The sequence below is a fragment of the Clostridium saccharoperbutylacetonicum N1-4(HMT) genome, assembly GCF_000340885.1.
Classification (GTDB): domain Bacteria; phylum Bacillota; class Clostridia; order Clostridiales; family Clostridiaceae; genus Clostridium; species Clostridium saccharoperbutylacetonicum.
The window spans coordinates 6465554-6488487 of the sequence record NC_020291.1; the positions used below are offsets into that span (position 1 = coordinate 6465554).

The window sequence follows — 22934 nt, forward strand, 5'->3', positions numbered from 1 at the left end:
TCTATAATAAAATTAAATATCATAGAAAGCTATTTTTATGCCATGAGAAAGAGTGTCTGAAGATAATCTCTGTAAATAATACAAAAATTATCTATCATATTTTATTGAATCCACGTTCCATTACTTCCTACTTTATATCCATCAACTGTTGTATCAGCAAGCATGACTCCAAACTCATTACAATAGTACCAAATTCCTTTATCATTAATCCAACCGGTTTGCATTGCTCCTGACGAATTTAGATAGTACCAATTCCCCTTAATATTTTGCCACCCTGTAGTCATGATACCATCCTCTTTTAAGTAATACCAAGTAGATCCATCTTGAAACCAACCTGTAGCTTTGGTTCCATCAGTTTTAACATATGTCCAAGCTCCATTAGCCTCCTTTGACCAACCTGAAACTACAGTTGAAGCTGTTTCACCCGCAGTAGTTTTTGTATTTGTAGTCGCTGTTTTATCTAAAGTTGAAGCCTTTGAAGTTATAATTGAATAAATTCCATCATCTTTATTCCACACAATCACTTCAGATGGCAAACTAACACTAATCTTGTTCATACCTCCATCTACTTTGTATAGTTTTTCAAATGAACTGTCTTTACCATTGAACATCTCAACATATCCATCACTTGACAAATCAAAAAGATCTCCAAATCCTATAACACTTTCATCAAGAGAATCAATCGATACAGAATCAGAATCACTTACATCTATATAATAATAACCATTTTCTGATTTAAAATTTATAGTTTCTGCATATTGTTTTAATTTAGCACTACTGCAATATGAACTTAACATATATCCTTGTGGTCCACTTGATATTGTTCCATACCCACTTCCATCAACATTTGTATTAGAAGTATCAGAAAGTCCAAGTAAATGTACCGCTGTGCCATCTTCATCAGTAATAAAGTATGTACTTACATCTTTAGCATACTTTATTCCATCTATATCATCTGAAGATTGAGCCTTAGAAATCTTTTGTATTACTGTCACACTCTTATTATCACCAGAGCCATTAATAACAGTTTGTTTATGGTGATTACTTTTTGACCCAAAGTATACTTGATCTGTTATATTTTCATAATCATCACCTGAATTTTTTACTCTTCCCCAAATTGAAAGTTCTGCAGTTCTAGTTATAGACTCCAACTCTTCATCCTTAGGTGTATCATTGCTAATTGTTGCTTTTATTTCATAAGTTTGTCCATCAGTTCCTTTTAATTCATAAGTACTTTCTGTATTTTTTATAGTAATAGCAGCACCAGTTGAATATATACCAATCTTTCCCAAATTATAATCTGCATCAATATAGTTTCCTTTATCATCAGAGTAAACTGCTGAATACTGATCTCCATATAAATCAGCCATATTTAACTTATAATAAAATTTTCTCCACACACCTGTAGGACCAAACATAGTTTTGCAAGTACCATGATCATATTCTGCCTTAACAACCTCATCATAATATGTTTTATCAAATCTTCCATCATTATTAGCTTTAATTGCTTTTCTTACAGCTAATTCTGCATCATCATCGATGTCTCCAAGTATATCTTCATGTGTTATCTCTCCGGTCTTTAAATCTACATAATAATCTCCATCATCCATTTCTAGATACTTTTTATCATTATATGTTACTAGACCATTTATTTTATCACCAGCTTCAGCACCATCTACTTTAGCAAATTTTCCATTTGCATAAAGATAAATAGCTTCATCCTTATCATTCAGTTCTGCATCAAGATAAAATGTACCATCCCCAATTGATATTCCTTGATATACTATAGCTTCATCCGCTGAAATTTTTTTAACATCAACGGCCATGGCTGGAACCATTGATACAATAGAAGCTGCTACTACTAATAAACTTGTAACCTTTGTAATTCTTTTTAACATATTTATTCCCCCTGTAACATTTTACGATCTGTTAAGTTATATATACATTTCTCTTCTCTACTGAAGTTTATATGTTTTATACGTTTACATTAAAAACAACATATTTTCCTGTACAATAGAAAAATAACCAAATACATAATACACTCATAGTTGCTTTAATTTAGGCACATGAAAGAAAATAACAAGTCTGAATTCCATGATTATTTTTCATCAGGCAATTTGCTGTACTTGTTATTTTTTTTGAATGTGCCTTAACTAATTATTTTTCAATATATTCTTACTACATATTTTATTATCAGCAATTATTTATGTCTTTCAGCTAAGTCTGCAAGCATCTTATCTTTCATATTATCAATTTTATAAAGTAACATTAATCCAATACTAATAACTAAAGTAATTATTGGTAGTCCTACATAACAAAAAGAAATTGCACTCAATGAACTTGCTGTTTGTTCAACATTAGGTATAAAACCTCCAATAGATAAAATTAATGACATTACTACTGCTGCAATTCCTGCACCACAATTAACTCCCATTGTTCCAAATGTTGTAAGTAATCCTTGTGCACGGACACCAGTCTTCCATTCACCATAATCAACTACATCCGCAAACATTACAAAAACAACACTTTGTCCTCCACCTAATCCTGCTGCTGCAACTGCAATACCTACAAATGTTAATACTAAAGATTGGTTTATAGTAGCTAAGTATAGAATTCCTTGGCCAATTATACTTATTACAAATCCTAATATAGCTATGTTTCTATTTTTCATCCTTTTTGCAAGCATAGGAATAAAAGCTATGGCAACTATCATCGATACAGAATATAATGCATTTGCTGCCGATGCGATATTTACATTTCCAATATTATATTTAAAGAAATAAACAGTTGCTTGCATTTTTACAACTATTCCAATAAATATAACTAGATTCATAATAGTTAATATCCAACATGGGAAATTACGCACTAATGATTTTAAGCTTTCTTTTAAATGTGGTTCCTGTGCCTTTTCTAACACTACTCTTTCTCTTGTATTTTTAAAGGTAGTCATTAATAGAGCAAAAGAAATTATTGCAAATACTACCATAGTCAACATAAATCCTCTTCTAGGATTTCCTTGTCCCAAAATACTTACTAGTGGTAATGTAAGTGCTCCTGCTATTATAACTGCTACTTGCCCTGCAATAGTTCTAAAAGAGTTAGCTTTAAATCTTTCTTCAGAATTAGTTGTTAAACTTGGCAACATTGCCGTTATAGGAGAACCAATAGCTAAAGCTAAAAAATTAAATACAATATAAGTAAAATACATATATGCTATCTTCCCCATATTATTTAACTCTGGTACAGCAACTGTCATTATAGCGATTACAGCATATGGTCCAGCAAACCATAAAAACCAAGGTCTACACTTTCCCCATTTTGTATTAGTTCTATCAATTAATATACCAATAACTGGACCTGAAATACCATCCAAAACACGAACAATTAAGAAGAGTGTTCCAACCGTTGCTACATCTATTCCAATTACATCTGTGTAATAAAACATTAAGAAAGAAGCAATAGCGGTAAAAATAATATTATATCCAGAATCAGATACACCATAACTTAGTTTTTCTTTTAAAGATAGTTTGACATTTGAATCTGACATTTATAAATTCCCCCTTATATAAATTTAGTGAAAATAATTTAATTAAAACGATTTCTTTGTGTATTATATCAACCGGTTACATATTTATATTGTATACTCTTTTTTTTAATATGTCAACCGGTTACACATAGCGTTTTCATTTTTTATATATCAATAAATATCTTGTATTTGTAATGTAAGGCACAATAAAAAAAATGACTAAACAAAACCTAATTTAAATTTATACCTTCAAATATATCTTGCTACTAGAAAAAAATCATCTCTTTTTGGAACATTTAAAATAGGGTTATAGGCATTTCTCAGCTAACAGAGTGAGTCTACTCTCATTTTGCCAAAGCCCTATTCTATAATCCACTAAGTAACAGAATCCATTTTATTTTAGTCCGTTACGGCATAAAATTAAGATTCACTTGTTTTATCTATATATTTTCATTGCTTGTGCCTAATCATCTACTGGTAGTTTTTTTAATCCAATTTATTTACAAACTGAACTTAAAATAATATTTCTTAACTTTCTAGTAAGTGTAGTAGTTCCCGCATCAGTCTTTTGAATCATGAATAAAAATATTAAATCATCCTTCGGACAATTACAGAAATATGGGCCAAGCCAGCCATCCCATCCATATTCTCCAAGGCTCCCTATATCTCCAGCCATACTGCACTCTGTCATTATACGCATTAGATTTCCATAACTATGTCCACATAGTGTCCCCCAATTATCAAAGCCCTTCTGCTGTACGGCATTTAAAGTTCCTGATGTTAAATATTTAACTGTGTGAGGTCGTAAAATTTGAACACCATCTAAACTTCCATTGTTCATAAGCATCTTAGCAAATCTAGCATAATCATCTATAGTAGAAACTAAACCCGCTCCACCAGATTCAAATTCTGGATTCCTATCCATCTTATGAACTATTCCTAGATGATTTCCAGTGTAAAGTTCTAAATCTCCCTTACTATTGTCAGAATAAGTTTTTACAAGGCGATCTCTTTTTTCATCTAGCAACCAAAATCCAGTATCTTTCATGCCTAGGGGTTCAAATAACTCTTTTTTTAAAAATTCACCAAACCTTTTACCACTAACTATTTCAACAATAGCCCCTAATACATCAGCTGAGGTACCGTAAGTCCAAGAAGTTCCTGGTTGAAAGGCTAAAGCACATCTTCCTAACTTATTCATAGCTTCTATAGTATTCATTGGCTTATCACCTAGCAGCCTACTATCTATCTCCTTAAATAGAGCTTCAGTATCCTTTCCTGCTCTATGTTCTCCACCATAAACTAAGCCAGATGTCATAGAAAGTAAATCTTTAAGTGTTACTTCCCTTTCCACCGGAACCAAGCAATCACCTGCGTCAACCATCTGATCTTTAAATCCTGGAAGATACTTGCTTACTGGCTCATATAAATCGATTTCTCCGCGTTCAAGCAGAATCATAACTGCGGTTGCTGTAATAGGTTTAGTCATGGAATATAATCTAAAAATAGAATTTCTTTTTATTTGAGCTCCACTTTTCCTATCTGCTAAGCCGTCTTCGTGATATAAAATTTCTTCTCCATCTTTTATTATCATTAAATTTGCGCCAGCTATATAATTGTTATCTATGTGATCTTTTAATACTTTTTTTATTTGATTGATTTCTGTATTTTCAAACACTGTTATTTGCTCCTCCTCTAACATATTTTTTTAGTTTCCCCTGCTTTTATTTCCACTGGTGTTCCATTAAGTTCTATCCAAGTTGAAATTGCAGATGGATTATGCACAAGCTCAAAATCTGTAGAAAACTGCAATCTATTTAGAGAATCAAGATAATCTACTATTTGAATATTTGTTGCATACCAGACATCATCCCTATTGCCTATATATTCGCAAAACTTCTCTATTCTATGCCAATTGTTATCTAAATCAAATTCATAGCTATGCCCCCATAAATAAAAAAGCCCTAAACCATGAAATTCTCCTTCAATAAACCTTTCCGCTATCTCCATCAAATGTGGGGCATTATGATGAGCTGTAGGATTCCATTCCAAATAGTTTGAAGGTAAAGTAAAATTCCCATGCTCGTTTACTGTTCTTGAATAAACTACTCCAAGAGCTTCTAATACCTGAAATACTGTTTTATTATAAGTGCCGAAAGCATAAGCCATTCCCCTTACAGGATACCCAAACATCTTCTCATGATTTTTTCTATCTTGCAGAATTTCCTCAACCATAAGTTCCTTAGGTATATCTGTTAGTGAAAGGTGTTTTAATCCATGAATAGCAACTTCATGCCCTTTATATAAATCAATCACCTCATTGTCTTTTATTCTTTCTATAACTAAATCCTTTATTACACAAGCCCCTTCTTCTCCTTGAAGTCCTGAATTTAAATTAAAGGTAGCTTTTAGATTATATCTATTAAAAATTTCAACTAGCTTCTTATCCTGAATAACACCATCATCATAGCTTAAAGTAAATGCTTTTCTTTTTCCCTCTGGAAAAAGTTTAGTTATTCTAGACATATTCACACCTCCGCATTTTATTCGTTAATCCAAAGTATTGCTTTTTCTATATATTCATTCCAAAAATCCCAATTGTGAATACCTGGCCCTTCTATATAAGTATGCTCTATTCCCTCTGAAACTAAAAAATCATGATAGCTTTGATTTTCTTTAATTAGGAAATCCTCTGTTCCACAAGCCATATATATTTTAGGGATATATTTATTTTCTTCTTTTGATTTAAGAATAAGCGCCTCTGGATCTTTATCACTTCCTAATAATTGATTTAAATCTCCGAAAACCCTATTGTAATATTTATAATCAGCCATCATATCCTTATAATCAACTGGAATTCCTGCAATATTTCGAATTATAAGTGCTGAGGATAATGCAATAATGCAGCTAAAATTGTGAGAATATTTTATTCCATTTCTTATTGCTCCATACCCTCCCATGGAATATCCTCCTATGAATGTATCTTCTCTTTTATCTGATAAATGGAACATCTTTCGTGTGAACTCAACTAACTCATTTCCAACAAATTCTCCAAATAGCTCTCCTCTATCAGTATCGTCAAGATAGAAGCTATTTTCACCTGAAGGCATAAACACTGCAACATTATACTTTAGAGACAATTCCTGAATTTTACTTCCACAAACCCAATCATGATGATTTCCAGAGTAACCATGTAAAAGATAAATAGCCTTCATAGGTCCTTTTTGAGCTTCACTCATTCCTGGTATCTCAATAGCATCTATTGGTAAAAGAGCATTAAAGTTAACAAGTTTTTTTAATGTTTTTGAATAAAAATTTGTTTGTAAAAATGCCATTTTTCATCCTCCTCATTATTTTTTTATTGTGCCTTAATATTTAATGCCTGCGACAGTGCATTTATACACTCACTTCTAGCTCGCCTGCTGATCTTTGCATTATTAAAAATTGAATCAAAGCCATGAAAACATCCTGGATATAAATGAAACTCAACAGGAACGCCAGCCTGAGCTAATCGTGCAACATACTCTAAAGTTTCATCTCTGAAAGGATCCAGTTGCCCTATAAATGTATATACAGGCGGAAGCCCTGTCAAATCCTTAGCTCTGCTCGGAGCAGCATAGCAAGGAATTTGCTCTGAATTATTATTACCTAAATACATTTTCCATGCAATCTCATTAGCTTCTCTATTCCACGCTTTCGGTAAGTTTTCTTCGTTGATTTCATAACTTGAAGGGGTTACATTTCGATCGTCTAGCATTGGATACAAAGGCATCTGAAATGCAATCTTTATTTCACCTCTATCACGAGCCATCAAGGCTAATGCCGCTGTTAAGCCACCTCCAGCGCTAGCTCCTGCAATTGCAATTCTTGAAGCATCTATTTTTAGTTCCTCTGCATTATCAACAGTCCACTTAAGTCCTGCATAACAATCTTCTATTGCCGCCGGATATGGGTGCTCTGGTGCCAACCTATAATCAATTGAAACTACAACACAATTGACTTCCATAACAAAACATTCACATAATCCATCATCTCCGTCAGCATTACCAAGTATATAACCACCACCATGAATCCAAACTACTGCTGGCAATTTTGAATTTTGCCTATTCTTAGGTTCATAAATTTTGACCAATAGCTCTGATTCCTTAATTCTACGAGTGGCTGTGAGTACATTAACAGACTTTTCTATAGGTGGTACCGCGAAGTTCCTCATCTCTTCCAAATTCTTAGTCAAATCAATTTTTTCGTTACTTTGTAATATTGGCAACAATTCTGGCAAAACTTTTTCTTCGTAAGACATAAATCTCCCCCACTTAAATATTTATTTTAAACTCTTCTTTGCATTACGCACAATCAAAAAATAATTAATCTGCATGCTTGCATCTTTGGTCTATTATTTTTTTCATGTTCCTTATTTAAGTTTACAAATATATAAAAGGTTCTTTTGCATCTATAAAATGTACAGATGTTCCTTCCAGCATTGGCTCTAGCCATTCAGCCATATATTTCATACCTGCTTCTTCACTACGCTCATGCCCTAATACTAGCATAGCTTTATTCATACCTAATGCAGCAGCATCACGAATATAAGGACATAAAGTCCACTCTGTAATATCGCCACATATCATGACATCTAAATTTTGTTCTTTCATTAGAATCATAGGCATTTCTTCTACACCAAGTCCTAAACTTCCTCCGCCAACTAGAAATCCTGCTCTTTTACATCTAGTATCTGGAGAACCAACAATTTGAATAACCTCCATTTCTAATTTTTCCTTAAAAAACTCTGCTAACTCTCTTAACGACATCTCTGGTATTTCATAGCAATGTGGAAATTGCAGTCCCTTTATCAAATAATCTTTCCATCCAATTTCTTTTAGTACTCCCTCATAAATTAAATCAAATGGTGCAGCATGCATATGATCGTGAAATCTCCAAATTGCAATACCATGTTCATCAAGAATTTTTTTCTTTTCTAAGTATATTGGATCATCTTTTATCCATTCTATTTTATCCTCACCTGTGTAATAAGTTGGTTCATGAGTGATAACAAAGTTTGCTCCACAATCAATAGCTTGTTTAATTACGTCTACAGTGGCCATGAAAGTAGTTACGACACCTGTTACTTCCATATCAAAACTACCACTTATAAGTTGATCACACGTTTGTTCAAATTTAACCCCACCAAACTTATTCATAATTCTATCAATAATTTCTTTTACTTTCACTACATATTCCTTCTTTCTTATTATCTACAAATTATAGTTATACACATTATATACCGATTACATTGCTATGTCAAACGGTTGATATATATTCTAATTATTAACTTAACTAACAGCATAAAAAACTCTTTAAAAGAGTTGCTTTAAATGTACTAAACTCATTTCCTTTGCAAATTTACTTAGTGAACTTGTATAATTTAGACTTTTAATTCCTCTAGTCAATGCAAGAACTAAAAAATGCATTAATATTAGAAAATACAACTGTTAAATAGGCATACTTCAATGTTAAACAAATGTGTGATAGTAAGGTTTTGTCCTTTAAGACATTTTCATAATTCGAAATATCAATTTAATATATCACCTTTATGTTAATCGATTGACATAAATCTTGAAACCTATTATACTGAAAATACGAAAACTTAAAAGTAAACTTAATCTAAGAAATTACATGTTCATAATCATTCTTGCTCTTAAATTTATTAATAACTATAGTAAGAGAGTCGAATTATGCTATAACCGAAAAAATCAAATATATAATAAGGAGGAAATAAATGTTTCACTTTAATGATACCTTAAATTTTGAAAATAAAGATATTGATGTATTTACAATAGGAGAATTGTTAATAGATATGATCTCTAATGATTATGGTGATGATTTTAATTGTAATAATTATACTAAATATTTTGGAGGCTCACCTGCCAATATCACCATGAATATAAAAAAATTAGGTGGAACTTCTGCTATTGCAGCATGTGTAGGCAAAGATAGTTTTGGTAATTTCCTAATTCAACAGCTAGAAACTAATAATATCAATACTAATTATATTAACAGAGTTGAGTCCTCTACTAGTATGGTAGTTGTTACTAAAAGTAAAACAACTCCTATCCCAATATTTTATCGTGGTGCAGATTACAACTTAGACTATAATGCAAAACTTGATTCAGCATTGAAAAACTCTAAAATAGTTCATTTTTCATGCTGGCCTATATCTCAAAAGAATTCTAGAATTACTATTGAAAAAGTAATTGAAGAAGCTAGAAAAAATCATGTCATTATAGGATTTGATCCAAATTATCATAATCTGATTTGGGAATCTGGACATAATGGAATAGAATATATCAAAAATCTTATAAGCAAAGTTGATATAATCAAACCTTCTGAAGTAGATGCTGAAAGAATCTTTGGACCAGATACACCTGCAAATCAAGTAAAGAAATTTATAAATTTGGGCGCAAAGCTTGTAATAATGACTCTTGGAAAAGATGGTGCCATAGTAACCAATGGTATAGAAACTATTACATTCCAAACTCTGGCAACAGAAATAATTGACACTACTGGTGCTGGAGATGCATTTTGGTCAGGGTTTTATACTGGAATGGTTAAAGGTTATACTTTAAATGACGCCTTAAATCTTGGCTTTGGAGTAAGTGCTTTCAATCTAAAATATGTAGGTGCTATTGTCAATTTACCTACTATTCAAGAAATTAAAAACATTTATAATATATAAACATATAGGAGGATTTTAAAATGGCAATTAAAAATCAAGTACAACTTATTACTTATCCTGATTCTCTTGGTGGAGATTTAAAGACTCTTAATAACATACTTTTAAAATATTTTTCTGATATATTTAAAGGCGGCGTTCATATACTTCCTCCATTCCCTTCTTCAGGAGACAGAGGCTTTGCACCATTAACTTACTTTGAAATTGACCCTAAATTCGGTACTTGGGAAGATATTAGACACATTGGTGAAAATTTTGATGTTCTTTTAGACTTAATGGTAAACCATATTTCCAAAGAATCCGAATTTTTTCAGGACTTCTTAGAACACGGAAAAAAATCAGAATATGCTGATCTTTTCCTCACATTAGATAAAATTTGGAGTGATGGAAAGCCTGTTCAAGAAGATATTTCTAAGATGTTCTTACGAAGAAGACAACCTTATTCAACTTTCACTATAAGCGAAACTGGTGAAGAGGAAACTGTTTGGACTACTTTTGGAAAAGAAGATCCTTCTGAGCAAATAGACTTTGATATTAATTCACCAAAAGTTAAGGAATTATTAAAAGATTTTCTTACAAACTTCAGCAAACAAAATGTCAAAATAGTTAGATTAGATGCTGTTGGATATGTAATTAAAAAATTAGGAACCAGCTGCTTTTTCATTGAACCAGAAATTTATAAGTTTATTGACTGGATTACAGAACTGGCGACTTCTTTAGGACTTGAACTACTTCCTGAAGTTCATGCTCACTACACAACCCAATTTAAGTTAGCAGAACATGGTAGCTGGATATATGATTTTATACTTCCTTATAGAATTCTTGATACATTAATAAATAAATCTAACTCAGAACTTTACAAATATTTAAAAGTTCGTCCTCATAAACAATTTACAATGCTGGACTGCCATGATGGCATTCCTGTTAAGCCTGACTTAGATGACTTAATAAACACTAAAGACGCTAAGAATTTAGTTGATCTCTGTGTGGAAAGAGGTTCAAACTTAAGTCTCATTTACTCTGATGCACATAAAGCTAAAGATGGCTTTGATGTTCATCAAATAAGATGCTCTTATTATTCAGTTTTGAACTGTGATGATGATGCTTATCTTGCTGCAAGAGCGATTCAATTTTTCACCCCTGGTATCCCTCAAGTATACTATGTAGGCTTGTTAGCAGGAAAAAATGATGAAGAGAATGTAAAACTAACTGGTGAAGGCCGTGAAATAAATAGACACAACTTCACATCTATAGAAATTGAACAAGAAGTCCAAAAAGAAGTTGTTCAAAGACTTCTTAAACTTATAAAATTTAGAAATGAATATCCAGCATTTAATGGTGAATTCAATATTGTAAATTCTGAAGATGACGAAATAATTCTCTCATGGAAAAAAGATAAAAAATTCTGTACATTAAACATATGTCTTCAAACAAACAAATCAGTTATTGAATATGTTGATGATAATGGAGATATATTAATATACAATATTTAATGATACAAGTAGCTGTTTATTTAGAATAGCTACTTATATTATTATTGTACTAAAAATCTCATTGGTGTATTATTTAATTGATATGAAAAATAGAAAATGAACAATGCACAATGCAGTATAGTGCGCTTTATTATTTTTCATATTAAATTATAAAATTCATATTTGTAAAGGGTGTTTTTATGGCAACAATTAAAGATGTCGCTAAAATAGCTGGAGTTACAGTTACTACTGTATCCAGAGTTTTAAATGATAGAGGATATATAAGTGATGCTACAAGAAAAAAGGTTCATGATGCTATGGAAGAGCTTGATTATAAGCCAAATGAATTGGCTAGATCTTTATTTAGAAAAAAATCTAATATTATAGGTCTTATAATTCCAAATGTATCACATCCTTTTTTTGCTGAATTAAGTAATTATATAGAATATTATGCTTATAAAGAAGGATACAAAATTTTACTATGCAATTCTTACCAAGATAGCGTCAAAGAAAAAGGTTATATAGAAATGTTAAAAAGAAATCAAGTTGATGGAATCATAATGGGGAGCCACACTTTAGAAACTTCAGAATATATTAATACAAATCTGCCTATTGTAGCAATTGATAGAAACTTATCCGATAAAATTCCATTTATCACGTGTGATAATTACCATGGTGGAGTTTTAGCCACAAACCTGTTAATAAATAAAGGCTGCAAAAAGTTGGCACATATAAGTGGTCCTTTAGAAATAAATACTCCAGTAAATAAACGATATCAAGCCTTCATTGATGTTACTAGAGAAAAAAATATTGAAGGTATTGTTATTGAAGCAAAATTAGATACCTTTGAAGGATATAAGAAAATAGTCTTTAAATTGTTTCAAGATCATCCTGATATAGATGGAATATTTGCCAGCAGTGATATAATAGCTGCTTCAATTATTAACGTTGCTCATTATCTTGGTAAAAAAATAACAGAAGACTTAAAAATAGTAGGTTATGATGACATTAGTACCGCTTCATTAATAGTTCCTACTCTTACTACAATAAAGCAGCCCATTGAATATATGGGAAAATTGGCTATCGAAATTTTAATAAAACAAATGGAAAAAGAGCAGGTAAATTTAGAAAATGTTTTACCTATAAATTTAATAGAGAGAATGACTACTTAAATTGAATTCACTGAGTCAAAAAGTTCATCAATAGATATAAAATCACTAGTACTAAAAATACAATTTTTTAATTTATTCCAGATATTTTCTTGTGTATTCAACACTAGAGAATATTTTGGAGTATTTATTAAGAACAATTCTTCGCTATCAAGTGACAGCTCTTTCCTTAGAACAAAATCTGCTACGTTCAAAAGTTATACCCTCAAGGAGTACAAGGTCCTCAGATTTAATTTGATTGTAATTTCCCCAAAGAATAAGAAAAATTCTCCACAAAGAAGATAATCTCTGTAAATAATACAAAAATTATCTTCTAATCTTTTATTTCCAGTGAGAACTCACCTAATATTAAATTCTTATTTTATTGATTGTGGATAATTAAATATATTAAGTGGATCATACTTTTCATTTATATATTTCAACCTACATGCATTTCCACCATAATATTCTTTTCCATAATTTATTAATGGACTGTACGGAAAATTAACATATACTCCTTCTGTTATCATTTTTATATAATTTAATCTGCTAGCTACCCATTCCTTATTTTCTTCTGTATAAATTGAATTCTCCCATACTGATTGTATACCTATAATATAATTGGAGTCTCTATAATAAAAGGCTGTTTCATGCTTTCCTTTATCCTTTACCGCTCCACCTAATCCATAAAAAGTAACTGCAGCATAAACTGACCCTATAGGTTTTTCTTGAAGAGAAGATGCTAATTTTAATAACTCGTGCTTTGAATATATTCTATTTGCAAATCTACCAGTAGATTTAAATTTTTCACTAGTTGGATATATGGCTTCAATCTTTTTTATAGCATTTAAAAAGGTTGTATATTCAAAGTTAGACTCAGCTCTTGGTACTACCAATAAGGGTTTTAAGATTTCTTTTAATTCTTCTATATCTCCATAAAATAATCCTATAATGAATGCTGCTACACCCTCATCTGCAGAATTATAAAAACTAGCTCTCATATTCACTCTTCTATCTAAGGTTAGATATAAATTTTGAAATATATCCATAATACTTGCTTGTTCTAATGGTGTAGTATTTGGATAATATATTGTAAATTCTGTTACCTTATTTAACTTTGGTGGTAATCTAAAAGTTAATGAGATTACTATTCCAAAGTTTCCTCCTCCACCACCCCTTAATGCCCAAAATAAATCACTATTACAATCTCTATTTGCAATGAGTATCTTACCTCTATAATCTACAAGTTCAAACTCTAATACATTATCAAGACCTAAACCAAATAACCTGCAAGATACTCCCCATCCTCCTCCTAAAGTGTATGCTGCTACCCCAACAGTCGGGCAAGTTCCACCAGGAAAAGGATATCCTCTTGTGCCTACATATTCGTAAAGTTCACTATTTTTTACCCCTGATTCTATTTTTACTGTATTAGTTAATTCATTTATAATTATTTTCTTCATTCTACTAACATCAATTACTATAACATTATTCCCAATTGAATATCCCTCATAATTGTGTCCACCAGATCTTATTCTAAATTTAATATTTTTTTTAATGCAAAACCTTAAAGCACTTATAACGTCTTCTCTACTAGTACAATATAATATAGCTATTGGATATTTTTGTATTGCTCTGTTCCACACCTGTCTATCTTCTTCATATTCTATATCATTAGGTGTTACAATCTCACCATTAAAACATAAATCCTTAGCTAATTCCATCATTATCATCCTTTGTAATAGAATATTTTGATTTACAATAAATCTATCTACTTCTATCAATATATGATAAATATAACAATTACTTTCACATATTATATCAAAATATGCACACACCCCTCCAAATATAATTATATATCTTATGTATCAACATTATATTCCAATATTCTCTATATACAGATTTTTATATTAACAGGATTTATCATCAACTTTCTTCTTGAAGCAAAATAGGAAGGCGAACCGCCTCCATTATCATCTGGGCTTGTTTCGCCTCCGTTACTTAGGCATATTATTAAGTTATCATTGATGTTAAGTTCTATTGATTCCATATCTCTAGTTTTGTTCATGGTTATTTTTGAAATCAACATACGCAGTATTTTCTTTCGTTGTTCTCTTGAATGCAACTCTGATAGCATCTTACCGAAACTTGACAGTATCTTACAAACTCATCCGAAACCTCCTGAACACTATCATCTACCATTTCGCTTTTCTTTCATACGTATTGTTGGAACTTATTTTCCTTACCTTTATTTTCTATGGTAACCTTTAAAGTATTATGATATAATTTCCGTGTATAATTCAATAGGTTTTTGTGGGCTACTGGTATCACTTACCTCTTTTTAGACGGGAGGTGATGCAAATGAGTAATGACGTTTTAATTTTGCTATTTCAAGGTGGATTATTTTTACTATCACTATTAACATTAATAGTGATTCTTATAGAAAAAATCTCAAAAAAATAGTAGCCCCGAACGCAATTTGGAAAGCTACTAATTTTTTAACTAAAATTCTTAGTGATACCAGTTGCCTAAGCAACTAGAATTATATACTATAGTTAAAAACATACTGCAATATGTTTTTAACTATTTTTATTTTGCTACTATTTACTTATATTATATCAATTTTTAATAAAAAATAAACAATTATTTTTTTATTACTTATTTAATATATTAGTCTTTAATTGAATTTCAAAGGAAACTCGACTCACATTCGTTCGCTGAGTAATTTCGATGACGAAATGCAAAATGCCCACAGGGAAAGTTCATGTTTCCAAATATAAAATTTGGACATTCACTTTTCAATTCTTACTTATGATATGCTTCTCCGTAACTACTATAAGTGAGGTTTTTTATAATGAAATGTGTTATATAACATTTTTTATATAACAAACACTCTCTATATTTTTATCTGGATAAATAGCATTTGAATTCAGTCCAAATTTACTCATAAGTGTTACCTCCTTTAATGTTTAAGTTTCATTTTATTTTTATACTCTAAAAGCTTGTCATGATTTCTTAAATACTTAATCATTAAACAATAATTATTCATTGCCCACAGAAATTTTATTGTATTGTGATTTTAAATACTCAATAATTTCAGTTTTATTTATAGGTGATGAATGTCCTGGAAAACAAACATCAAACTCTAAGCCCCCTAACATATTTATAAGACTCTCTAATTTAACTGCGTTATACTCACAATTATTATAATAATCCATCCCATAAGCATCTCCTATAAATACTACTCTTTCCTCAGGTATATAAACTATTACTGAGTCCTTAGAATGAGGTGATACCACATTTTTTAAAATGACTTTTAATCCTCCTAATTCTACTTCTAAATTATTTTTAAATACTATATCAGCAGGTACAACATTTATATCGTTAAGATTTTCATATTCTTTACGAATATTTGTATCTGCAAATTCAATATCCTCTCCAGTTAAAAGACGCTTTTTCATTGCATCATCTGTCCACTTCCACTTAGACATAACCTTTAACTGTTCATTAGTTATTTCGCATGCTATTGTTTTTCCTGTAACTGAATGCATTCCATACGTATGATCCCAATGCCAATGAGTGATCGCAACATAATCAGGTAATCTTAAATTCAATTTTTCTATAGAATCATTAAATTTCTCAAGATGTTTTTTTGAATTTCCTGCATCCACCATTAAAGCATATTTATCTCCTTTAATATATCCAAGCACTGGTCTATCAGTTTCTCTGTCATTAATAAGATAATAAACCCTTTGTGTAACTTTTCTTAAACCCATTAAATATTTCCACCTTTCTTAATACAAAATTAAAACTCCCCATAGACAAACAATATCATCTATAGGGAGTTAATTATTTAAAAATCTTTTATCCTATTTAAATTAAATTTAATACTGAACATATATTTTAGCTTAACAAAAATAAATATATATAATATATGTGTATCTAAAGTTACTTTATTTTTTATAAAAGAGTTTAATAGAAGATATTGTTCTTAAAATGCGCACCTAATTAAGTTCCATACTAGAACTTTAACGCATCTAAAACTATTTAATTTCAATAGTTTAATTAAGAACAACTAAACTCATCTCTTCAAGTCTCCTTTTTTATAAAATAATCACTTCAGATAGTATCATACAGCATTTTTACTGTCAATGTTTTTGTTTAACAACTTATAACTAATAAAATATTATTAAATATAATATTATTTATAAGTTTAACATAACTTTATATCACTTCAAGTCCAAATTTAGTAAAAACACCATTTGATTATTATATAGTATTTCCATCTCTAAAAATAGCCTTAATTAAGTAATTTCAATGGTTAGTACTATAAACCTCACTTATTTATGGTACGGTTTATCATATCAGTAGTAAGTGATAACATTCTTCAATTTTAGATAGAATATTCTCTGTTAGTTGTTTGAAATCTCATATGAGTGGATTCCTATCTTCCATATGAAAAGTTTAGCTTCTTTGTTTCTAATATGACTATTTCTGTTGAAGTTACATATTATAAAGTATATTTAGATTATAAATCTAAGCATACTTTATAATATATAGTTTATTGTTTTATCTACAAATGTTAATATTCTTTTACCTTTGATATTATATTATTAATGAACAAAAGCTTATTTTTCCTCTAATCCTCCACAAATAGCATTCATTAATGATTTATCCATTTTAATTTTCCATATTCCACTCGTTTTGTTAAGTGTGATTTTCAAGTCAGATGTAACCATTTTACTATTAGCATTTTTGATTGCTTCAATGAGCGGATTATCTGAATCTTTATAATGCAATATATCATTATATACATTTGATAAATCCCGATTGGTAATTTTTATTTTAACCGTTGCTAAATCATCATTTTCATTTACTTCACCTATTTCATAAGAAAGATTGGCAAAAACACTCTCTATAAATTTTTTTCCTTCTCCATCTAAATTATTGCCAAAGAGCTTATTATCCTTATAAATAAAAATACCATCTTGTCGCTCATTATATTGAATAAATTGATTAAATCCCGTTGAATTTGCATTTTTCAGTGCTTCGAAAGCAATTTCTACGGTTTGCTTAGGGGATGTGGTTGATGACAAATTGATTGTTTCATTACTAACACCTGATGAATTTCCACAAGCGCATAATGACATTATAAATACAAAAGTAATTAATAAAATGAAAAATTTTGTTTTCACTTTAACGGCCTCCTAAAAATGTTTTTGTTAAAAAAGCAAGGCTAAAAATGAACACAACTGCAACAACAGAAATACCCCCAATAAATAAAAGTATGGTAACCATTCTTCTTAATGTACGATTGTCACTCTTTTCTTTAGAATCAATTTCAATTGGCTCAATTATCGGCTCCACACCTTTTAATAAATAGTCGGTACTCACATTATAAACTTCACTTAATTTAATAATATTATTGATATCTGGATTACCTTGGTCACTTTCCCATTTTGATATTGCCTGTCTTGTTACGCCTAATTTTTCTGCTAACTGTTCTTGCGAATAGCTTCCTTGTTTTCTTAATTTTTGTAATCTTTCAGACATACCCATTATATAGCCCCCTCTCTTATTCAATTATATAGAAAATCATAAGTTGCAGTCTACCAAAAAATGGTGAAAATTTGTCAACTAAGCGTTGCTATTCGCTTTTTTACTGAATATATATAATAATTATATTTATTTAGTACTAGATTTTTTCTGCAATTGCATTTAAGAATTTCAAAACAAAAACAGGTGTAAAAATAGTAAATACCAATGCTGAATATGCCATTGGATAATCTGGTAATTAAAAAGGTTTATTATAACCTTCCTCCTATCCTAGTAAATCATATAGGCGATATTTTAATTAATATTCTATTTTAGCTAAGTAGTGTTAAAAGATAATTCTTAAGAACCATTTATATTTATACTGTCCTAGAAATAATGATTCTAAACTTACACATATGAAAAGAAAACCCATCAACATCTCTGTTGATAGGTTCATGGTGAAAGTAAATAACACCTAACTTCTATTTTACTATTAAATTACATTTAATTTATCCTTTATTTATGATATGGTTCACCGTAACTATTATAAGTGAGGTTTTTCCATTTTATTCTGGTGTATATATTCTACATAGCACTTAAAACAAAAATTCATTTTCCCAATTAAAATCACCAGACTCTTCATAAGATGATGGCCAATGACTGCACCACTTAGGGACATTAGGTTTTTCTACTCTATCTATACTTGGAGTATAAGGCTTTATATCTAAAATACTGCTATTGTTCATTGCATCAATATAAGCAATATAGATTCTACCATTATCATAATCAATATGTGTTATTTCAATTATAGATAATGCTATTGGATTTGGCCTTTCAGGTGACCTAGTTGAAAATACTCCTAACTTTTCAGGAGCTTTTTTATAAGGCTTCTTTACTTCAATAACTCCTCTACTTTCATTATTATCACACTTATCAAACCACCAAAGTACGTCAATGTGAGAAAAATCTTCTAATCCTTGAAGTCCCTTTACATACTCTTTATTGATTTGAATAAACATCCCTTCTCCTTCCACATTAATTCTACCAATTTCTTTTAATTGCATAATATTTACCTCCTAGATATTTATCTTATATAAAAATAATAGACCCTCACATAATGTGAGAGTCAATAAATTTTATTTTAATGGAATCTGTATTTCCGTAAGATATTCTTCTGGATTCTTAGTATCATCTACACCTATATGACATATCTGTCTAGAAGGACTTTCAGTCATTTGTTCATTATGACTTTCAAGATAATATGCAAGCATTTCATATGCCTTTGCTAAATTTTCATATGGCCCATACACCATTGCATATGCCATCTTCTCTACTTCCTCTACTTCTCTATATATAAAATTGCCTTTATTTTCTCCTAATTTATCTACAATAACCCCGACTTCAACATCTACATTTTCATCTTTATGTTCAATATCATGATACATAGCCATATTATTATACACATCCTGCTTTATAGAAATATTTTCTTTCTTAATAAAATCACATAACCTATTCCATAAAACTCCCTCATGAAAATAAGTTGGAATTATATCTCTAGTAGATAATATCAATATATTGTCTACTTTTTTAAAACTTATATTACAATGTATTTTAAAATTCTTTTTTATGCTTTCATTTATTGCATTATTTATTTTTTCTATCCTCTGTTTTTCAATTTCTATCTCTTTATTAATTTGAATCTTCTTTTTTTGTAATTCATCCACTATATTTAATTCTTTATAACCTAGTATAATATCTTTTATTTCTGCAGTTGAAAATTTTGTATCTCTTAATAAGATTATTTTTTGAAGCACTGATATCTGCTCAGCAGAATACATTCTATATCCTGTAAACAGATCAACGTTTGCAGGTTTTAATATTCCAATTTCATCATAATATCTTAACATTCTAATAGAGACCTGAGTCAATTTTGAAAACTCTCCAATTTTAAACATAATATCCCCTCACATTAACTATTTTCCAATATGCATTATAATTGTAACATATTTTGTAAATATACTATTGCTTATGATACGGTATTTTTAGGCAAAAAAATAACCCTAAGTAGGTCGTATCAATGCCTAAGGGTATAAACCTCATTTACTTATGATATGGTTCACCCTTCATTATCCTAAACCCTCTATAGATCTGCTCCAATAACATAACTCTAAAAAGTTGATGTGGAAATGTCATCTTTGAGAAACACAATTTATAATTTGCTCTAGCCAGAACACTCTTTGAAATTCCAAGACTTCCACCTATTATAAATGCTAAGTTTGAATTTCCTGTTACCCCTAAGTTATCGATATAACTAGAAAATTCTTCTGATGTTAATTGCTTACCACCTAAATCCATTGCTATTACAAACATATTATCTTTAATTTTGCTTAGTATTCCTTGTCCTTCCTTTTCCTTAATTGCTTCTTCTTCTTTTTCTGAAGCATTATCAGGTGTCTTTTCATCTGCAAGTTCTACTATATCTAATTTGCAATATCGCCCTAATCTCTTTGAATATTCATCTATTGCATCCCTTAAATACTTCTCTTTAATTTTACCAACAGTTATTATTGTGATATTCATTATTTTCTCCTTTTGCGTTTCATACTATAATATATTATAACTATAAATAAAGACTGTAGCCAATTTTTTATTCAGCTACAGTCATTTTTTTAATGAATTATTAAATTTAAACACTCACTATATTTATTATGCGATTTGCCTTTCCTTTTTTAGTTTTCTTTTAATTTGATATAATCTATAAGCTGTTAACATAGCTCCTATCCCACAAATAATAGCTGCAGCTACGTACACATACTGCATACCATATACAAAAATATCATCTCTTCCTTCAACATATCCAGTAACATGATATCCAATTTTACTACTCATACGATAATATAATAAGGTTGTTGAACTAGATATTCCAAAGACCATTCCCAAATTTCTTACTAATGCATTTATACTTCCTGCAATACCTAAATTCTTTTTATCTACTGTAGACATTACTAATGAATTATTAGGTGATTGAAACATTCCATTTCCTAATGTCATTATAGCTATAAATACAATTAGCGCACCTAAATTAGAGTATTGGCTTAAAGTTGACATTAAAAATAATCCTAAGCTAGTTCCTATAAGTCCTATAAATGTTAGAACTTCTGAGCCTACTCTATCAGACATATATCCACTCATTGGTGCAACTACTGCCAATATTATCGGCGATACCATCATAAATAGCCCTGTAACTGATGGACTTAATTTCATTACATATTGCAAATAGAACGGCAATATAATATTAGAACAACTTATTGCTACAAAAGAAATAAATGCACAAAATATACTAAGTGAAAATAAAGGATTTTTAAAGATTTCTAGCTTTAACAATGGAGCTTTAATTTTTCTTTCAGTGATTATGAATAACACAAATAATATTATGGAACTAATCAAAGAGCTTATAATAAATTTATTTTCATATCCAATTTCTTTTCCAAAAGTTAATGCTCCAAATAATAATACCATAGTAAGTCCAAACATAGCTGAACCTTTTATGTCTAATTTTTCATTAGATCCACCACCACTTTTAGGAAGTGTTCTCATTGCAAGAAAAAGAGCTATAATTCCTATAGGAACATTTATTAAAAATATATACTGCCAACTTAAAACTGATACTATTATTCCACCTATAGGTGGACCTATCATGGACCCCAAGGCTACAAAAGTTCCATTTATCCCTAGCGCTCTTCCTCTCTCATTACTAGGAAAAACGTGAGTAATAATTCCATGACTTGTTGACATAGCACCAGCAGCACCTATTGCCTGCAGACATCGAGAAAAAACTAACATCATTAATGAATTAGATAATCCACAAATAAGAGAACCTATTGTGAAAATTATTACCCCTAACTTAAAAATCGTAGCTTTTCCTTTAATATCAGCTAATCTTCCAAATATAAGAATAGTTCCAACTATAACTATTAAATAGCTTGTTACTACCCATTCTATTAATGCCATACTTACTGAAAGCTTCTGTGCCATAACAGGCAATGCAACATTTACTATGCTTCCATCAAGTGTTGCCATAAATGTTAATAATACTGTTGTAAGTAATATTAACCATCTTTTGTTATTTATATTTTCCATATATTTTATCCTTTCGTTTATAAGATCTTCATTTGATTATTTATTTCATTATTATCATTAGTAACTTAATTTAAAATTATAATATAATTTTATCATTTGTACAATTATATAGATATCCAAATTAATAATCAAACTTATTAATGGAATATAGATGCATCATTGAGAAATTATAATCGTAACACTACACTAGAAATCAGATACATTTTTCTGGAAGCAGGCATGTGAAATTGAGCTGATGATGGTTCTTAATGGGGGCTTGTTTTATTTACAGTTTGTCCAGATTTTATATCTGGAACACACTGAAATGACGACAAGCCGCCATTTAGAACCTTCCAGCGAAAATTTCACTAGTCCTGTGGAAGATAAATGTATCTGATTTCGGT

Annotated in this window: 21 protein-coding genes; 4 read left to right on the plus strand and 17 right to left on the minus strand. The window is 30.1% G+C overall.

Translation table 11 applies throughout. The annotated features are described in order from the left end of the window. Window positions 1-101: 101 nt before the first annotated feature. The 7 genes from CSPA_RS28065 to CSPA_RS28095 form a co-directional block, all read right to left on the minus strand. Window positions 102-1898: an N-acetylmuramoyl-L-alanine amidase family protein gene (locus CSPA_RS28065; protein ID WP_015395805.1), complete on the minus strand. Its 1797-nt coding sequence runs from the start codon at window positions 1896-1898 to the stop codon at window positions 102-104. Between the two features lie 302 nt (window positions 1899-2200). Next, complete coding sequence (locus CSPA_RS28070; RefSeq protein WP_015395806.1) at window positions 2201-3547, minus strand: MFS transporter; 1347 nt, start codon at window positions 3545-3547, stop codon at window positions 2201-2203. 475 nt (window positions 3548-4022) lie between these two features. Further along, window positions 4023-5204 (minus strand): serine hydrolase domain-containing protein, encoded by a 1182-nt coding sequence (locus tag CSPA_RS28075; protein WP_026106462.1) that lies wholly within the window; start codon window positions 5202-5204, stop codon window positions 4023-4025. 17 nt (window positions 5205-5221) lie between these two features. Continuing rightward, a complete protein-coding gene (locus tag CSPA_RS28080) occupies window positions 5222-6052 on the minus strand; it encodes a polysaccharide deacetylase family protein (RefSeq protein ID WP_015395808.1) in 831 nt (276 codons plus the stop codon). A gap of 17 nt (window positions 6053-6069) precedes the next feature. Further along, window positions 6070-6861 carry an alpha/beta hydrolase gene (locus CSPA_RS28085; RefSeq protein ID WP_015395809.1) on the minus strand — a complete coding sequence of 264 codons (792 nt, stop codon included), beginning with the start codon at window positions 6859-6861 and terminating at the stop codon, window positions 6070-6072. A 23-nt stretch (window positions 6862-6884) separates the two neighbouring features. After that, complete coding sequence (locus CSPA_RS28090; RefSeq protein ID WP_015395810.1) at window positions 6885-7826, minus strand: alpha/beta hydrolase; 942 nt, start codon at window positions 7824-7826, stop codon at window positions 6885-6887. Window positions 7827-7947: 121 nt separating this feature from the next. Next, window positions 7948-8754: a Nif3-like dinuclear metal center hexameric protein gene (locus CSPA_RS28095; RefSeq protein WP_015395811.1), complete on the minus strand. Its 807-nt coding sequence runs from the start codon at window positions 8752-8754 to the stop codon at window positions 7948-7950. A 548-nt stretch (window positions 8755-9302) separates the two neighbouring features. Here CSPA_RS28095 and CSPA_RS28100 point away from each other — a divergent pair. The 3 genes from CSPA_RS28100 (at window position 9303) to CSPA_RS28110 (ending at window position 12900) form a co-directional block, all read left to right on the plus strand. Beyond that, entirely contained in the window at window positions 9303-10259 is a 957-nt protein-coding gene (locus CSPA_RS28100) for a carbohydrate kinase family protein (protein WP_015395812.1), read from the plus strand. Between the two features lie 20 nt (window positions 10260-10279). Continuing rightward, window positions 10280-11749, plus strand: a complete 1470-nt coding sequence (gene gtfA / locus CSPA_RS28105; RefSeq protein ID WP_015395813.1) for a sucrose phosphorylase — start codon at window positions 10280-10282, stop codon at window positions 11747-11749. A 179-nt stretch (window positions 11750-11928) separates the two neighbouring features. After that, entirely contained in the window at window positions 11929-12900 is a 972-nt protein-coding gene (locus CSPA_RS28110; protein ID WP_015395814.1) for a LacI family DNA-binding transcriptional regulator, read from the plus strand. Here CSPA_RS28110 and CSPA_RS28115 read toward each other — a convergent pair. The 3 genes from CSPA_RS28115 to CSPA_RS28125 form a co-directional block, all read right to left on the minus strand. Further along, window positions 12897-13091: a transposase gene (locus CSPA_RS28115; RefSeq protein WP_017810894.1), complete on the minus strand. Its 195-nt coding sequence runs from the start codon at window positions 13089-13091 to the stop codon at window positions 12897-12899. The genes CSPA_RS28110 and CSPA_RS28115 overlap by 4 nt on opposite strands. 162 nt (window positions 13092-13253) lie before the next feature. Further along, window positions 13254-14660, minus strand: coding sequence for an FAD-binding oxidoreductase (locus CSPA_RS28120; RefSeq protein ID WP_241393355.1), 1407 nt, complete (start codon window positions 14658-14660; stop codon window positions 13254-13256). 107 nt (window positions 14661-14767) lie between these two features. Beyond that, a complete protein-coding gene (locus tag CSPA_RS28125) occupies window positions 14768-15013 on the minus strand; it encodes a hypothetical protein (RefSeq protein ID WP_157228434.1) in 246 nt (81 codons plus the stop codon). Window positions 15014-15237: 224 nt separating this feature from the next. Here CSPA_RS28125 and CSPA_RS28130 point away from each other — a divergent pair, with 224 nt between their 5' ends. After that, on the plus strand, window positions 15238-15339 hold the full coding sequence (locus CSPA_RS28130; protein WP_017810891.1) for a putative holin-like toxin: 102 nt from the start codon (window positions 15238-15240) through the stop codon (window positions 15337-15339). A 578-nt stretch (window positions 15340-15917) separates the two neighbouring features. On the opposite strand, the gene CSPA_RS28135 is transcribed toward CSPA_RS28130, so the two are convergent. The 7 genes from CSPA_RS28135 to CSPA_RS28165 all read right to left on the minus strand — a co-directional run bounded on the left by CSPA_RS28135 (window position 15918) and on the right by CSPA_RS28165 (window position 22551). Further along, a complete protein-coding gene (locus CSPA_RS28135) occupies window positions 15918-16652 on the minus strand; it encodes an MBL fold metallo-hydrolase (protein WP_015395816.1) in 735 nt (244 codons plus the stop codon). Window positions 16653-17504: 852 nt separating this feature from the next. Beyond that, complete coding sequence (locus tag CSPA_RS28140; protein ID WP_015395817.1) at window positions 17505-18071, minus strand: hypothetical protein; 567 nt, start codon at window positions 18069-18071, stop codon at window positions 17505-17507. A 1-nt stretch (window position 18072) separates the two neighbouring features. Beyond that, complete coding sequence (locus tag CSPA_RS28145) at window positions 18073-18435, minus strand: helix-turn-helix domain-containing protein (RefSeq protein WP_015395818.1); 363 nt, start codon at window positions 18433-18435, stop codon at window positions 18073-18075. Window positions 18436-19007: 572 nt separating this feature from the next. Then, window positions 19008-19475 carry a tRNA (N6-threonylcarbamoyladenosine(37)-N6)-methyltransferase TrmO gene (tsaA, locus tag CSPA_RS28150; protein WP_015395819.1) on the minus strand — a complete coding sequence of 156 codons (468 nt, stop codon included), beginning with the start codon at window positions 19473-19475 and terminating at the stop codon, window positions 19008-19010. Between the two features lie 72 nt (window positions 19476-19547). Further along, the gene (locus CSPA_RS28155; protein ID WP_015395820.1) at window positions 19548-20366 is read right to left on the minus strand and encodes a MerR family transcriptional regulator; all 819 of its coding nucleotides are present in this window, start codon (window positions 20364-20366) and stop codon (window positions 19548-19550) included. A gap of 145 nt (window positions 20367-20511) precedes the next feature. After that, entirely contained in the window at window positions 20512-20991 is a 480-nt protein-coding gene (gene rlmH / locus CSPA_RS28160) for a 23S rRNA (pseudouridine(1915)-N(3))-methyltransferase RlmH (protein ID WP_015395821.1), read from the minus strand. A 126-nt stretch (window positions 20992-21117) separates the two neighbouring features. After that, entirely contained in the window at window positions 21118-22551 is a 1434-nt protein-coding gene (locus CSPA_RS28165) for an MFS transporter (RefSeq protein WP_015395822.1), read from the minus strand. Window positions 22552-22934 lie beyond the last annotated feature (383 nt).

Bases quoted from the DNA above. Each gene is read 5' to 3' on its own strand.
- tsaA (WP_015395819.1), bottom strand. From the start codon at position 19,475: ATGCAATTAAAAGAAATTGGTAGAATTAATGTGGAAGGAGAAGGGATG.
- CSPA_RS28155 (WP_015395820.1), bottom strand. From the start codon at position 20,366: ATGTTTAAAATTGGAGAGTTTTCAAAATTGACTCAGGTCTCTATTAGA.
- CSPA_RS28070 (WP_015395806.1), bottom strand. From the start codon at position 3,547: ATGTCAGATTCAAATGTCAAACTATCTTTAAAAGAAAAACTAAGTTAT.
- CSPA_RS28145 (WP_015395818.1), bottom strand. From the start codon at position 18,435: ATGGGTATGTCTGAAAGATTACAAAAATTAAGAAAACAAGGAAGCTAT.
- CSPA_RS28085 (WP_015395809.1), bottom strand. From the start codon at position 6,861: ATGGCATTTTTACAAACAAATTTTTATTCAAAAACATTAAAAAAACTT.
- CSPA_RS28130 (WP_017810891.1), top strand. From the start codon at position 15,238: ATGAGTAATGACGTTTTAATTTTGCTATTTCAAGGTGGATTATTTTTA.
- gtfA (WP_015395813.1), top strand. From the start codon at position 10,280: ATGGCAATTAAAAATCAAGTACAACTTATTACTTATCCTGATTCTCTT.
- CSPA_RS28135 (WP_015395816.1), bottom strand. From the start codon at position 16,652: ATGGGTTTAAGAAAAGTTACACAAAGGGTTTATTATCTTATTAATGAC.
- CSPA_RS28125 (WP_157228434.1), bottom strand. From the start codon at position 15,013: ATGCTATCAGAGTTGCATTCAAGAGAACAACGAAAGAAAATACTGCGT.
- CSPA_RS28110 (WP_015395814.1), top strand. From the start codon at position 11,929: ATGGCAACAATTAAAGATGTCGCTAAAATAGCTGGAGTTACAGTTACT.
- CSPA_RS28165 (WP_015395822.1), bottom strand. From the start codon at position 22,551: ATGGAAAATATAAATAACAAAAGATGGTTAATATTACTTACAACAGTA.
- CSPA_RS28080 (WP_015395808.1), bottom strand. From the start codon at position 6,052: ATGTCTAGAATAACTAAACTTTTTCCAGAGGGAAAAAGAAAAGCATTT.
- CSPA_RS28090 (WP_015395810.1), bottom strand. From the start codon at position 7,826: ATGTCTTACGAAGAAAAAGTTTTGCCAGAATTGTTGCCAATATTACAA.
- CSPA_RS28100 (WP_015395812.1), top strand. From the start codon at position 9,303: ATGTTTCACTTTAATGATACCTTAAATTTTGAAAATAAAGATATTGAT.
- CSPA_RS28065 (WP_015395805.1), bottom strand. From the start codon at position 1,898: ATGTTAAAAAGAATTACAAAGGTTACAAGTTTATTAGTAGTAGCAGCT.
- rlmH (WP_015395821.1), bottom strand. From the start codon at position 20,991: ATGAATATCACAATAATAACTGTTGGTAAAATTAAAGAGAAGTATTTA.